Raw genomic sequence first — 13,287 nt, 5'->3', positions numbered from 1 at the left:
CTCCTCTGGCGGGAGGAGGGGACCGGGCCGTCAGCGCTTGAGGGCCTTGCGCGGAATCTCCGCCTCGACGAAGACGGTGAACAGCTCCGGGTCGAGCTGCCCGGAGCGGGCCTCCTTCTGGAGGATGTCGAGCGCGAGCGTGTGCGGCACGGCCTTCTTGTAGGGCCGGTCGCTGGCGGTGAGCGCGTCGTAGATGTCCGCGATGGACATCATCCGGGACTGGACGGGGATGGTCCTCTCGGGGATGGCGCGCGGGTAGCCGCTGCCGTCGAGCTTCTCGTGGTGCGCGTAGGCGATCTCCGGCACGCGGCGCAGGGCGCGCGTCCAGGGAATCTGCGAGAGGAACCGGTAGGTGTGCTCCACATGGCTCTCGATCTCGCGGCGCTCCTCGGAGGAGAGGGTGCCGCGAGGGATGGAGAGCGACTGGATTTCCTGTGGGCGCAAGAGCGGCTGGAGCTGCTCGTTCGCGTCGGTGTACGTCAGGCGGCCCAGCTCGGAGAGCCGCTCGAAGCCGCCCTGCGCGAGGACGGTGGGGCGGTTGCAGGTGAGGACGAACTCCATCACCTCGTCGAGCTGCTTCATCTCGTGGGTGAGCCGCGCATCCTCCTCGGCGTCGATGTCGGGCAGGGCGCGATCGCCGCGCACCTTCACGGCCGCGAGGCGGCGCCGGCAACTCTGGAGCTGCAAGTCCTTGCGCGCGAGCTGGAAGCGCGAGCGGAGCCCCTCCAACTCGTGCGGATAGAGCTTCTCGGCCTTGACCAGGACGGGCTCTCGCACGCCCACCTTGCCGAAGTCGTGCAGCAGCGAGGCGTAGCGCAGCTCCTGCAACTCCACGGCGGAGAAGCGCAGGTGGGCGTAGGCGCCGGAGGGGTGGTGCTCGAGCGCCTGCGCGAGCGTGACGGTGAGGTCGGCGACGCGGCCCGAGTGGCCGGCGGTGGTGGGGTCGCGCGCTTCGATGGCGACGACGGAGGCGGAGACGAAGCCCTCGAAGAGGCGGTTGATTTCCTCGTGGAGGAGCGCGTTCTCGATGGCCCCAGCGGCCTGGGCGCCCAGGGCGAGCAGCAGCTCCTCGTCCTCGGCGTCGAAGACGAGCCCGCCCAGTTTGTTGAGGGCCTGGATGACGCCCGTCACGTCACCGTTGGCGTCGCGCATGGGGACGCACAGGATGGTTTGCGTGTGGTAGCCGCTGGAGACGTCGAACGAGCGGTTGAAGCGCGCGTCCGCGTAGGCATCCGGGATGTTGATGATGGCGCCCGTCTGCGCCACCTGCCCGGCGATGCCGCTGCCCACCGGGAGGCGAATCTCGCTCTTGGAGCCCTGGGCCACCTTGCTCCACAGCTCGTTGCGCTCGCGGTCGAGCACGAAGAGCGAGCAGCGGTCCGCGCCCACCACCTTGGTGGCCTCGTAGAGGATGAGGGGCAGCAGCAGGTCCAGGTCCCGCTCGGCGCTCATCGCCTTGGCGACATCCAGGATGGACGTCAGCTTGGCCAGGCGACGCGAGAGGTTGGGGGCAGGGGTCTCGGAGGGGGCATGCACCGGGGCTGGCTCCGGGGAGGCGGGTCGGGACCGCAGGGCTTCAAGGTTGTAGCACGGCGGCACGAGCCCTTGCCCACGGTGGCCCACCTGGACGGTGGGGAGGGGATGTCCGCCAGTGTCCTCGCCGAGCGAGCGGACGTACCCGGACGGGGTTGAAGCGGCTATGAAGCGCCGCCATGAAACGCCCTGTTCGCATCGCCCCCTCGCTCCTGTCGTCTGACTTTGGCCGCCTCGCCGAGGAGGTCCGCGCCGTGGAAGCGGCGGGCGCGGACTTGATTCATGTGGATGTCATGGATGGTCGCTTCGTCCCCAACATCACCCTGGGGCCGGTGATTGTGGAGGCCATCAAGCGGGTGGCGACGAAGCCGCTCGACGTGCACCTGATGATTATGGAGCCGGAGAAGTACGTGGACGCGTTCGTGAAGGCGGGCGCGGACATCGTCACGGTGCACGTGGAGGCGAGCCCGCACCTGCACCGGACGCTGCAGCACATCCGTCACGCGGGGGCGAAGGCGTCGGTGGTGCTCAACCCGGCCACGCCGCTGGTGGCGATTGAAGAGGTGCTGGGCGAGCTGGACATGGTGCTGCTGATGAGCGTGAACCCCGGCTTCGGGGGCCAGAGCTTCATCGAGACCACGGTCGACAAGGTCCGCCGGCTGCGCGCGATGCTGGACGCGCGCGGGCTGGACGTGGACATCGAGGTGGACGGCGGCATCAACGCGCAGACGGCGAAGCGCGTGGTGGACGCGGGCGCGACGGTGCTGGTGGCGGGCAGCTACGTGTTCGGCGCGAAGGACTACGCCGCGGCCATCCGCTCGCTGCGGCCCTGAGCGGCGCTCACGAGCGCGCGTGCGCCACGGAGGTGGCCAGGCGCGCGATGCGGGTGATGAAGGTGGGGTCGAAGGGCTTCACCTCGTAGTCGTCGGCGCCCAGTTCGAAGCACACGTGACGGGTGAACTGGTCCTCGACGCCGCTGAGGATGATGACCTTGCAGTCGCGGGTGAGCGGATCCTGCTTGAGCTGCGCGAGCAGGTCCCTCCCGTCCTGGTGTTGATTGATGTCCAGGATGATGACGGCGGGATGGTGCTGCCGAGCCAGCTCCAGCACGCGCTCGGAGGTGGTGTCGGAGACGCAGGTGAGGCCGGACCGACGGGCCTCTCGTGCAAGCGCGGAGACGATGAGGGGCTCATCGTCCGAGATGAGGATGACCGGGGGCGTCATGGTCCTCTTCGGTTGCAACGATTCCGGGATAGGGGAGGCTCCGGAGTCGGTGTCATGCCTATCGTGGAGTACAGGAATGTCCGGGTGTTTGGAAGAGGGATGAAGGTTGCCCTGGGGGGCACCTGAGTCTGGAGGGACCCTGTACAGGGGGGCGAGGGGGAGGAAAGAAAAGGTGATCCGAAGGGCGTTGACTCAGCGAGGCGGCTCGGATATTTCCGCGTCGCCTCGTCGGTCCCGAAGCAGCATGCCGACGCGGTGCAGCGCATTTTCGGGGAGTGGCTCAGCCTGGTAGAGCACTTGGTTCGGGACCAAGGGGTCGCAGGTTCAAATCCTGTCTCCCCGACCATTCAAAGGGCGCGGAATCCGAAGAGAAATCCTCGGGTCCGCGCCCTTCGTCTTTCTGCGCCGTGAGCCGCGGGGCTCGGTCTGAATCCGGGCGGGGCCGCGCGCGAAGGCGAGTCCTCGGCCTCGATGACGTCCTCCGATGGGGCGTGGATGACGCCCCCTGACCGTGGCTCGGGTCCTGGCCTCCCGAAGCGGAGCACCGTGGCGGCTGGAATCGCGTCCCCTCGCGAGGGTCCTGTCCCGGGGTGCCTCGGCGGTGCGCCGCGCGGTGGCGTCCAAGCCTTGACGCGAGATGTGGCTCGCCGCGTTCCGGCCTGATTGCACCAGCCGCGTCCAGCTTGACTGATAATCCTGATTTTATGGCTTGGGCCCATTGAACGGGTTGCTCGCCACGGGAAGAATCACGGCTCGGCGCGGACGCAAGCGGGGCCGCGCCGGTTCCCAGGGAGACGCGACATCATGATGAAGCACGTTCGAACGTGGGCTGTCTTGGTGTTGGCCGGAATGTCAGTCAGTTGCGGTGTGGCGCTGGCTGACGGCGAGACGTTGTCGAGCGCTCGCCAGCGCAGCCTCGGGGCTTACTGCGACGCTCAAACCCTGTGCGACACAGGCGAGGTGTGTGATGTCCCTTCGAGCACCTGTGTCCCCGCGCCGCCGGATCCCGACCCTTGCGAGCAGGTCCATTGCTGGGTCTGGGAGATGTGCATGGATGGGATGTGCGTGGACGATCCCAACAACTGCATGAACACGGGCTGCGATACGGGCTTCACGTGTGAGAGCGGAGCGTGCGTGCCGGACTGCTTGGGCCAGGGGAACTGTGGAACCTGTGACAGTGATTACAATTGCGACCCTGGCTACATGTGCAGGGGCGGGAAGTGTGTCGAAGAAGAGATGTAGGACCCTCATCGCGTGAACTCAGAGCCATGACCAGACAATTGCTCAGTGCCGCTGCTGTGCTGTTCCTCGGAGTGGGGTTGGGCTGTGGGGCGCCATCGCCCACTGCCACGCGTTCCTCCACCACGAAGCAGTCCTTCGTCGGCGCCCACTGTGACGCGAATACTCCGTGTGACGAGGGCGAGTATTGCTACAAGAACTATTGTTTCCCGGAGCCCACCAATGATGCCTGTGAAGGTGTCGTTTGCTATTGGGGGCAGTCCTGCTTGGACGGGACCTGCGTGGATGGACCCGGGAGTTGCGCGGACATGAATGACTGTGGTCCGGGGCAGTCCTGTGTCGGCGGAATCTGCCAGGGGTGGGAGTAGCGCCGAGTGACCGTCGCCTCCGCTGATGCGCCGCGAGCCAGTTCAGCTGCGGGGCAGGCCGGTACCGAGTTGGCCGGCGCGGGCCTCGTGCCCGGCCAACTTGAGCTCGTGCTCTTGGGGAGCGCGCTGCTGGGGACCGCGCTGCTGATTGGCGTGGATGGGCTCGAAACGAGCGACCGGTTCTTCCTCCCGAAGCGGCTGGTGCTCGGCGGAGTCGCCACGCTGCTCGGTCTGCGTTGGCTTGTGTCGCGGCGCGCGCCACCTGGGCTCGATACCTCATTCGTGGCTTGGGGCGGCGTGCTGGGCGTGTCCCTGGCATCCGTCGTGTTCGGGTCCGTGTCCCTTCCGCTTGGTTTCGAGCGGCTGGCGTCGGATGCCTCGGCACTGGTCATCGCGATGTCGGCTGCGCGCATCGCGGGGCACGACAGGGGTCGCAATGCTCTCGTAGCGCTGCTGACGTGGGCCGCCGTGTTGGTTGCGATGGTTGCCTTGCTGGAGGCGCTGGGACTGGCGCTGCCATGGGGCGAGATTCGCCGTCCCGCATCCACGCTGGGAGGGCGCAATCAGGTGGCGGGTTTCGTTGCGCTCATCCTCCCTCTGGCTGTTGCACGTTTCTCGCGGGGGGGTGAACGCGCCTGGGGCGTCTCGGCGGTCATCTTGGGGACGGTGGTCGTGCTCACGCGGTGCCGGAGTGTCTGGCTGGGGCTCGGCATCGCGGTCCTCATGGTGGGGGTGAGCTTGCTGCGGGCCCCGCTGTCCTCCGACCTGCGCTCGCGTGTTCTGCGAGGGGTGTGGGTGTGTGCTGCTTCCGTGGGCCTCGCGGTCTTGATTCCGTGGCCGGGATTGCAGTGGAAGGAATCACGTCCGTTCGCGGACTCCCTCGCTCGGCTCGTGGAGTATGACCAAGGGTCGGGGCGCTACCGCATCGAGCAGGCCCAGGTCTCCTGGGCCATTGTCTCCTCGGCGCCCCTTCTTGGCGTCGGGCTCACCGGGTGGGGAGATGCCAGTTCGCGGTATGCCCATTCGGCGGGCCTGCATCCTCCACCGTATGGAGATGGTCGGGCGCCGCGGTCGGAGCTCCTGCGCGTCCTGGTCGAGACAGGTCTGCTCGGGTTCGTGGCGATGTTGGGTTGGGCGTGGAGGGTCGCGCGCAGGGGGCGGACCGACGGCGCCAGGGTGCCGGGGCTCGGCGCTGCGTTCATGGTCCTCGCCACGCATGCCCTCTTTGATCAGCCCCTCCTGCACGCGGAGCAACTCGCGGCGCTCGGTGTGCTCGTGGGGTTCTCGGTGGCGGGCGCCAGACCGCTCGCGATTCCTGTCGCTGGGCGGAAGCTGGTTCTCGCCGGCCTGATGCTTCTGGTCGTCGGCGGAACAGGGGCCTTGGGGCGCTACTACTGGATTGCGGTCAGGGGGCCGACTCGGGCGTTGGTGTCCACGGGGCACGTCGAGGCCCTCGCGCGGGTGGCGCTGCGGCTGACGCGTGGACGCGACTGCGAGGCCGCGGCTCCCCTGCTCGACCGAGCGGTCGCGGATGCGCCACATCTCATCGGGCTGCTGTGTCTGTCCGCGAGGTGCGCGGAGGCGCGCGGAGACGTCGCTTCGGCCCGCGAGTTCGCACTCCGAGCCGACGCGGTGGAACCTCATCTTGCTGCGAGGCTCGGAGGGTCGACGACCCACGACTGCGTCACGGTCCTGCGGTTGTTGGAGTCGGCGAAGGCGGAGCATCCGTAGTCGGTCCCGCCTCGGGGGCCGCGACCTCGGAGTTCAAGTCGCACTCGTGCGCCAGGAGCGGCGCGAGGCCGTCGTGAGACTTCAACGCAGTCTCGGGTGTGCTGGATGAGGTGAAGCGCACCGGGCTGGATGCCTCGGCGTGGGAGGTGAGGAGCGTCCGCCACGCGAGTTCGGCCTCGTACCGTTGCTGCCGAGTGATGAGGCGTGAGTAATAGAGCTGGCGAAGCACTCGCGCGTGGGCGCGAGTGAATCGGTCGAGGTTGGGGCCCACCAAGGGGGCGCGCGGAGCGGCGATGAGGCTCGCCAGCGTCGCGGCCTCGAAGGGAGTCAGCGTCTCAGGGGACTTCCCGAAGTACTCGCGGGAAGCGGCCTTGGCCCCGTAGACGCCGTCTCCCCACTCGATGGTGTTGAGGTAGAGCTCGAGGATGCGCTGCTTCGGGAGGGTTCTTTCGAGGTCACGCACGAGAAACGTCTCGCGCAGCTTTCGTCCCAGGGTGCGCTCGGGTGAAAGGAACAGTGTTCGAGCGAGCTGGCCGGTGATGGTGCTGGCGCCGCGCAGTCGCCCCGTGAGCACCGCATCCTGGAGCGCGAACCGGATCTCACCCCAGTCAAATCCTCCGTGTCGGAAGAACTTCCTGTCCTCCGCCTTCACCACGGCGCACGCCAGCAAGGGCATTCGCTGGAGCGGCATCCAGTCCTCCGGTGCGAGCTGCGCATCTGGCTTGCGCTCATGTTCGCGCAGTCGCAGCAGGGCCGTGGTCGTGGGGCGCTCGGTCTGAAGTGCGCTGACATCCGGCGTGCCGTGCCACAGCCAGAGGCCATAGGCGAACGCCACGAGGCCCATGACCGCGACAACGAGAAGGGCACGCCGGATACCTCGCTTCACCCTGCCGACTCCCATGTGAACATGCTCGCTGCCTCGGGATGCTTGGGTGCCTGCGCAGATGATTCTGGGCCGCCACGACCCCGAGAACTCCGGTAGTTCTCGGGGGCATACCGTATCCGAACATGGCGCCACGTGGTTGACGATGCCGCACTCCAGGGCGCGCCCCGACCTAGGGTGGCTCCCAGCTGTGAGCCCGCGAGGGTGCGTACCGCCAAGGCTGGCAGCACCGTGAACAACACGCTCGAGCTCCGCAGGCTGACAGGTGCGGCGAGTCGTGCCTTCGGCGTTCGTCACGTCTGCTGTGCCACCCAGTACGTTGCACACGCTGGGGCTCTCGGTGGTGCGCCTTGGCTCACTCACGTGAGGCGAGGCCGCGTGATTGATGCCCCCCGAACTGGGACGCGCTCTCTTGGCGAGAGGGAACACGTGAGTGCTGGGGTTCACGGAGGACTGCTGCGAGGCGGTTCGTCGCTGTTCAGGCTGTTCTCCAGGACTGGGCCGGAGGCAGCGGAGTCCCGCGTGGAACTCTCGCCAAGGCGGGAACGAACTCGAGGGCAGGCAGTGGAGGCAGGCCCTCCAGCTCCGCGAGTCGCAGCAATGCCAGCCCGTCCACGTGAATCCGGCCCGTTGTCGCTCCGACTTCGGCATCAAAATCCGGCCGCCGACGGTACTCCGTGAACTCTCGTTTCCGCTCGGAGAGGAGTGACGTGAACGCGGCCTCGAAGGCGGAGACGTCCTTCAGGAGCAGGGCGTGACAGACCTCGCGCCGTGGGTCGAGCCCTCCTTCCAGCACGGCCTCCCAGTGCGTCAGCACACGATGAAGTGCATCCTCGCTGCGGCGCGTGTCCATCATCTGGTGCAGGAAGTGCGCGAAGAGGAAGTCCTCTTCGTACTCCATGCCCTCGATGTGGTGTCGCGAGGAGAGGAGTGCAATCTCACGCGCGGTAGGGAGATCACCCGCGGCCAAGGCATCACTGAACCCGACGGTGTCGCTCCCCAGCCGGAGTTCCGTCGGAATGGCGCGGGTCTGTGTCAGGGTCAGCAGGTGATGCCGGGCCTGCCCCGCCTTGCAGAGCGACGCCGCGAACGTGTCGGCATCGGCGTTCAGGAGCAAAGCGCAGATGCCGAGCACCCTGTGGGTCACGCAGGCGTTCGATATGTGGTGGGCCAGGGACTCATCCTGAAGCGCCATGCCTTCCACGCTGGCGTGGAGGCTCAGGGACATGTTGTACCGGGCCACGTCCACGTAGTCGTGACTCATAGGGTGATGTCCACTTCGTCACCCACCGGGTACCAGGTGGCCCCCGTGATGCCTTCCTTCTCGAGCTGCTCCTTGAGTGCACGACGGACAATCATCAGCCGGGGGACCGCCGCGCTCCGAAAGACTCCCGCGGAGGTCTCGATCTTGTCCTCGCTCAAGGCGAGGCGCCTCAAATACATGAATCGCTCCGGCTTCAGCGGATCCAGATCTCCTTCTGTGCGTTGCATGTCGACGCACTCCTGCGTGCCAATGACATTCGCGATATAGCAATCTTCACTGGCGACCCGACCCCGATGATTCAGCAGGGTGAATCGGAGGAACTCGATCTCCGCGCCGGAGTGCTGTTCCAGCAGCTCCTTCATCCGCTTGGTCACCATGAAGTAATTCAGGGCATTCGGGATGACGTCAGCGATCTTCAGACCCGGTTCCTGCTTGGTCATGCTGAACCGAAGGCCGTCTGGATACTCGGTGCCCATGCGAATCCCGCGCGCGGGCTTGTGTATCTTCGACATCCCTTCCGGGATGTTGAAGATGGCGCAGTACCCATCGAGTACCAGCCAGTCCAGAATGAAGTATTCGCTCGACGTCATCGCGGTTGCTTCCATGGTGGGGGACATCTGGACTACTTCCGAAAGAGGTCGTTGATCTTCGCCGCGGCCTTCTTCGTCATCGCGGTAGTCTTCCCCGCGGCGACAATCGATCGAAACGTGTTGTCCTCCCACGTTTCGATCTGGGTCCGAACACCGGCGACATTGGCCGCCGTGATCTCGTGTCCGTCCTCACTCTCTGATAGGGATTGCTTGCAGCTGTTGAGGACGTTGATGCAGGACTGGTTGTAGGCGCGGTGCCACCCTTTGTGCTTGGGGAGCATCAGCGCGAAGGCGACATCCTGGGTGATGGGGAGGATGATCAAATTCTTGCCGGTATTGATGTTGTACTCGGCGGCTTGGAGGACCTCTGCTTCTTTCTCCGTGAGCGCCTCGGAGATGGCCTCCTCGGGCATGATGTGGTGGTACTCATGCCCGAAAGGAAGATGACCGACCTTGTAGTTGCTGCCCACGAAGTGCCAAGCATTCGTGGTGAGCCGCGGGTCGGTATTCTTGTGCTCCTTGCGCGGAAGGCCCAGTTCCTTCTCTGCCTTGGGCTGTCGGCCGGTTGACGAGAACACCGCCATCTGGTTGGGCAAGCGCGCCCGATGATTCAGCTCGAGCGGGGTTCCTTCTGGATGGGTTTTCGTGAAGTCGTATTCGTAAAGGGAGTGTTTTGAAGTAGCTGTGCCCTTGACGACCTCGCCCAGTGCCGCGTTGTACCCATTGGGCTTGTAGGCGCAGTTGGGATAGGTCGGACTGTCGAACGTGACCTCATGTTTGTTCACGCAGCCCTTCTGGTCCTTATGGTCCTTCTCTTTCGCGAGGGCAACGTGCTTGCCAGTGGCCATCTCTAGGTCCTCCCTTCCTTTCGCAGCGAGCGCTCGGGCGCTTTGACGTGGAACGCACCCCTGCCGCCGTCGTCACCGGCGGTCCAGACAAGGACATCCCGAGTCTGGGCATAGCCTCGAGCGAATCCACGGATGGCCATGCAGAGGCCAACCAGTCCAGTTGCCGCACCAATCTCCCCAACGCTTTGGGCAGGGTACCACTGCCGTGTCGTCCTCAGTGGCAGGTCGCTGAGGCGCACCAGCGCGGTGCCCCAGTCTTGTGCCCGGTAGGCATCTCCGTTCAATGCCCCGATGATGAGTCCGGTCTCCTCCCCTCTGTCAGAGAGGGCCTCCAGGGTTGTCCGGACGCAGCGCGAGAGTGCCTGCCCCAAGGCGGGCTGCCGCGAGCGACGGTGGAATCGCTCCGATTCGAAATGGAAGGCATTGATGGACGCTTCGATGGAGGTTCCTCGACGCTTGGCGGAGGCGGGCAGCTCAAGGACGGCGAAGGCCGCGGCTTCTCCTGGGAGGACGCCCACTGGGTGCTCGGGGCCTTTGAGCAGGCCGAGTTGGTCCAGCGACCAAGCCACCTGCGGCTCGACCAGGCTGTCGAGGGCTCCGATGATGCAGCGGTCGACCTGGTGGGTTCGAAGCAGCTCTGCTGAATCGCGGAGTGCCTCGAAGAGGCCGGCATCGCCGAACAACGTTCGTTGAATGGCGGGAGGCATGCATGACCTCATGTTCTTGAGCACCGCGGGCATCAACCGCCTTGTGTAGACCTCTCGCCGGGCATCGCACTCCTCGGGGAGGAGGCCTGATTCTTCCAAGATGCGGCGGTGAATGTCGCTTGGCGCAACGAGGTAGAGCGCGCTCCGAGAGAGGTCTCGGACCTCCACGCTCAGGGCGAGGTCCGCCAGCCCCGCGACCGCGAGCGCGGTGAGACGACCGAGGCCCGAGAACCCTGCCGTGACCCAGGGAATAGAGTGCCCTTGTGGGGCCTGACTCCCACCGCCATCTGCGTCGAAGAGGCGTGGCTCATCCAGTGGAGCGATACGTAGGAGTCCTGCCCTGCTCGCCGCGCATCCGTCCACGACGCCTCTCCCCAGCGCCGAGACCATGCCGATTCCAGTGACGGCGAGCATCTCGACTCCACAAATAAGGGACCCCGCCTGCAAGGACTGTCGCGTGAATGCCCAGACCCAGTTGGGTGTACCCGCCCAGGTCGTCCACACCGCGCCGCTTCCCTCCACGCCACCCGTCTGCGATGGGGGCACCGCCTGCTCCGATGATGTGGTGACGTTGAATGCGGACCTGCGCGGCGCTCAGCTCGGCGGGTTCCGTACCTCAGCACTGCGCGCTGGTGGACACCCAGGTCCCCGTGGCTTCCGCCCATGCGGCGCCGCAGCCGACGACTGTGCTCGGCGTGTCTCGGCCCGTGCTCGCCAACACCTCGATGGAGACCTTCGTCCAGGAGACGTCGACCTGCATCGGCTGTCATGCCTCGGCGCGGACGCTGCGCCAGGACTCGTTCGTCTCCTCGGACTTCACCTTCTCGGGCATCAGGTCATGCGCGGCCAGTCCATTGCCGCGCATCCCTACGGGTTGCTCCCGGAGTTCACGGGGGACGACTCCACTGCGGGAGCTGTCACCTCGTCGAAGGCCGGAACCCGGATGCGGCGTGGTGGGGGAATGCGCCTGGAGTACGCCACGCGCGCTTCGCTCCAGGCGCGCATCAACTCGTGCTTCATGCGCAGTGACGTGAGCGCCACGGCGCGGGGGCTGGCGGCGCGCGCTGACTTGCGCTCGCTTGCTCCAGGGGCGAAGTCCGCGAGGCGCTGGGGCGTGGCGGACGGAGCGTGAGATGGGGGGGCGCGCGTCACGGGATATCCACCGAGCGCTCACTCATGTGGGTTGCTTCTGCGCATCCGTCCGGGGAGGCTGCCGCCCCCATGTCGCGCCTCCTCGCAGCCCTCCTGGTTCTGTTCGCTCTGCCTGCCTCCGCCAAGGCCCCGAAGCTCACGCTGTTCATCAGCGTGGACTCGATGGGAAGCGACGTCCTCTTGCGCAACCGCCCGCGCCTCACTGGCGGCCTGGGCCGTCTCCTCTCCACCGGTGCGTACTATCCCTATGCCCGGTATGCCTATGCGGAGGCGCGGACCGCTCCGGGACATGCCACGCTGGCCACCGGCGCCAACCCCTGGCGCCACGGCATCGTGGACAATGAGGTCTACGACCGCGCGACAGGGCAGGTGCTCCAGGCGTACTGGGATCCGAAGCAGTCGCTCCTCAACGCCACGACCGCTCCGGGCTCCGACACCAGCCCCGTCAACCTCATGGCCGAGTCCCTCGCGGACCGCCTGCGCGTCTCCACGCAGGGGCGCGGCAAGGTGGTCGCGCTCTCTTTCAAGGCTCGCGCCGCGATTCCCCTGGCCGGACGCCAGGGACAAGCGTGGTGGTTCGATGAGTCCACCGGGCGGATGGTGACGAGCACCTGGTACGCGAAGGAAGAGCCCGAGTGGATGCGCGCGTTCAACGCACGCAAGCTGGCTGATGCGGGCTTCGGCAAGACGTGGGAGCTGCTGCGTCCTCGCACTGAATACGTGGGCGAGGATGCCCGCGACGTGGAGCCGGAGGCCTACGGGATGGGGCGGACGTTCCCTCACTCGCTGAAGGGCGGACTCTCGGCGCCGGGGCCCGCGTCGTATCGCGCGTTCGCGGTGTCGCCGCTGTCGCATGACCTGCTCGTGCAGGCCGCGAAGGCGGCGATGGAGGCCGAGCACCTCGGCCAGGACGACGTGCCGGACATCCTCGCGGTGAGCTTCAGTGGCACGGACGCGGTGTTCCATGCGTTCGGTCCGTACTCATGGGAGACGCAGGACACGCTGTTGCGCTTGGACCAGGCGATGGGCGAGCTCATCGCCGCCGCCGAGCGCGCTGCGGGGGGGCGCGAGAATCTGGTCATCGCGCTGTCGGCGGACCACGGCGGCGCGGAGATTCCCGAGGCCTGGGCTCAGGCAGGGGCGCCCGCGATGCGCCTCAACCCCAATGACGTGGAGAAGGGGCTCGCGCAGGAGCTGCGCGCGAAGTTCGGCGCGGACGTGACGGTGAAGATGATGGAACTGGACGCCTACCTGGGCGGCAAGGCGTTGGAGTCGGGTCAATTGGACGCGGTGGCGGTGCGACGCGCGGCGGCGGTCTGGCTCGCGAAGCAGCCCTATGTGGAGCTGGCCGTGGCGAAGGATGACCTGGCCGCCGCGCCTGACATCGAGGGGCTCGTGGCGCCGCTGCGGCGCGGGTTCTCTCCGCAGCGCAGCGGGGACGTGCTCTTCGTCGCGAAGCCCTTCCACGTCGTGAGCGATTACCCGCGCGGGACGAACCATGGGACGCCCTACTCGTATGACACGCAGGTGCCCGTCGTGTTCGTGGGCCGAGGCGTGAAGCCGGGCGTGTATCTGGAGGAGATCAACCCGGTGGATGTGGCGCCCACCTTGTCCGCGCTGCTGGAGATGGGGATGCCCGCGGCGGCGGAGGGCAAGCCGCGCGCGGAGGCGCTGACCGGAGGGTAGGGGCTCAGGCTCGCTCGCGGCGAGCCTGCTTCGCGCGATGGGTGCAGGGCGCTTCGAGCGCC

The 13,287-nt window shown here is 66.6% G+C and carries 12 protein-coding genes and 1 tRNA gene; 5 read left to right on the top strand and 8 right to left on the bottom strand.

What is annotated here, in order from left to right; genetic code table 11:
• Positions 1-30: 30 nt before the first annotated feature.
• On the bottom strand, positions 31-1,536 hold the full coding sequence (locus KRR26_RS07175; RefSeq protein ID WP_233576886.1) for an HD domain-containing phosphohydrolase: 1,506 nt from the start codon (positions 1,534-1,536) through the stop codon (positions 31-33).
• A gap of 176 nt (positions 1,537-1,712) precedes the next feature.
• On the opposite strand from KRR26_RS07175, the gene rpe reads away from it, so the two are divergent.
• Entirely contained in the window at positions 1,713-2,366 is a 654-nt protein-coding gene (gene rpe / locus KRR26_RS07170) for a ribulose-phosphate 3-epimerase (RefSeq protein WP_217079451.1), read from the top strand.
• 7 nt (positions 2,367-2,373) lie between these two features.
• Here rpe and KRR26_RS07165 read toward each other — a convergent pair whose 3' ends face one another.
• Positions 2,374-2,757 (bottom strand): response regulator, encoded by a 384-nt coding sequence (locus KRR26_RS07165; RefSeq protein WP_120206012.1) that lies wholly within the window; start codon positions 2,755-2,757, stop codon positions 2,374-2,376.
• A 269-nt stretch (positions 2,758-3,026) separates the two neighbouring features.
• Between KRR26_RS07165 and KRR26_RS07160 the strand changes: the two genes are divergently transcribed.
• Positions 3,027-3,103 (top strand) — tRNA-Pro (locus KRR26_RS07160).
• 1,267 nt (positions 3,104-4,370) lie between these two features.
• Positions 4,371-6,095 (top strand): O-antigen ligase family protein, encoded by a 1,725-nt coding sequence (locus KRR26_RS07155; RefSeq protein WP_217079450.1) that lies wholly within the window; start codon positions 4,371-4,373, stop codon positions 6,093-6,095.
• Here the strand turns inward: KRR26_RS07155 and KRR26_RS07150 are convergent.
• The 6 genes from KRR26_RS07150 to KRR26_RS07125 form a co-directional block, all read right to left on the bottom strand.
• Positions 6,049-6,981 carry a transglycosylase domain-containing protein gene (locus KRR26_RS07150; RefSeq protein ID WP_217079449.1) on the bottom strand — a complete coding sequence of 311 codons (933 nt, stop codon included), beginning with the start codon at positions 6,979-6,981 and terminating at the stop codon, positions 6,049-6,051. The genes KRR26_RS07155 and KRR26_RS07150 overlap by 47 nt on opposite strands.
• Positions 6,982-7,456: 475 nt before the next feature.
• Entirely contained in the window at positions 7,457-8,242 is a 786-nt protein-coding gene (locus KRR26_RS07145; protein ID WP_120206017.1) for an Imm49 family immunity protein, read from the bottom strand.
• Positions 8,239-8,859 carry an imm11 family protein gene (locus KRR26_RS07140; protein WP_147422952.1) on the bottom strand — a complete coding sequence of 207 codons (621 nt, stop codon included), beginning with the start codon at positions 8,857-8,859 and terminating at the stop codon, positions 8,239-8,241. Before KRR26_RS07140 ends, KRR26_RS07145 begins: the two co-directional genes overlap by 4 nt.
• A gap of 5 nt (positions 8,860-8,864) precedes the next feature.
• Positions 8,865-9,680, bottom strand: coding sequence for an AHH domain-containing protein (locus tag KRR26_RS07135; RefSeq protein WP_217079448.1), 816 nt, complete (start codon positions 9,678-9,680; stop codon positions 8,865-8,867).
• Between the two features lie 2 nt (positions 9,681-9,682).
• Entirely contained in the window at positions 9,683-10,801 is a 1,119-nt protein-coding gene (locus tag KRR26_RS07130; protein WP_217079447.1) for a hypothetical protein, read from the bottom strand.
• A 202-nt stretch (positions 10,802-11,003) separates the two neighbouring features.
• On the bottom strand, positions 11,004-11,147 hold the full coding sequence (locus KRR26_RS07125) for a hypothetical protein (protein WP_217079446.1): 144 nt from the start codon (positions 11,145-11,147) through the stop codon (positions 11,004-11,006).
• A 201-nt stretch (positions 11,148-11,348) separates the two neighbouring features.
• Here KRR26_RS07125 and KRR26_RS07120 point away from each other — a divergent pair, with 201 nt between their 5' ends.
• Together KRR26_RS07120 and KRR26_RS07115 are read left to right on the top strand one after the other, a co-directional pair.
• Positions 11,349-11,519, top strand: coding sequence for a hypothetical protein (locus KRR26_RS07120; protein ID WP_217079445.1), 171 nt, complete (start codon positions 11,349-11,351; stop codon positions 11,517-11,519).
• A gap of 89 nt (positions 11,520-11,608) precedes the next feature.
• Entirely contained in the window at positions 11,609-13,225 is a 1,617-nt protein-coding gene (locus tag KRR26_RS07115) for an alkaline phosphatase family protein (protein WP_120206027.1), read from the top strand.
• Positions 13,226-13,287 lie beyond the last annotated feature (62 nt).

This window comes from Citreicoccus inhibens, from assembly GCF_019039035.1.
GTDB lineage: Bacteria > Myxococcota > Myxococcia > Myxococcales > Myxococcaceae > Citreicoccus > Citreicoccus inhibens.
The sequence above is the reverse complement of the archived record's forward strand: the minus strand, read 5'-3'. Positions and strand labels throughout refer to the sequence as shown.

Coding starts and splice junctions, on each gene's coding strand:
- KRR26_RS07120 (WP_217079445.1), top strand. CDS start 11,349: ATGCGCCTGGAGTACGCCACGCGCGCTTCGCTCCAGGCGCGCATCAAC.
- rpe (WP_217079451.1), top strand. CDS start 1,713: ATGAAACGCCCTGTTCGCATCGCCCCCTCGCTCCTGTCGTCTGACTTT.
- KRR26_RS07130 (WP_217079447.1), bottom strand. CDS start 10,801: ATGCTCGCCGTCACTGGAATCGGCATGGTCTCGGCGCTGGGGAGAGGC.
- KRR26_RS07140 (WP_147422952.1), bottom strand. CDS start 8,859: ATGTCCCCCACCATGGAAGCAACCGCGATGACGTCGAGCGAATACTTC.
- KRR26_RS07115 (WP_120206027.1), top strand. CDS start 11,609: ATGTCGCGCCTCCTCGCAGCCCTCCTGGTTCTGTTCGCTCTGCCTGCC.
- KRR26_RS07125 (WP_217079446.1), bottom strand. CDS start 11,147: ATGCAGGTCGACGTCTCCTGGACGAAGGTCTCCATCGAGGTGTTGGCG.
- KRR26_RS07145 (WP_120206017.1), bottom strand. CDS start 8,242: ATGAGTCACGACTACGTGGACGTGGCCCGGTACAACATGTCCCTGAGC.
- KRR26_RS07165 (WP_120206012.1), bottom strand. CDS start 2,757: ATGACGCCCCCGGTCATCCTCATCTCGGACGATGAGCCCCTCATCGTC.
- KRR26_RS07135 (WP_217079448.1), bottom strand. CDS start 9,680: ATGGCCACTGGCAAGCACGTTGCCCTCGCGAAAGAGAAGGACCATAAG.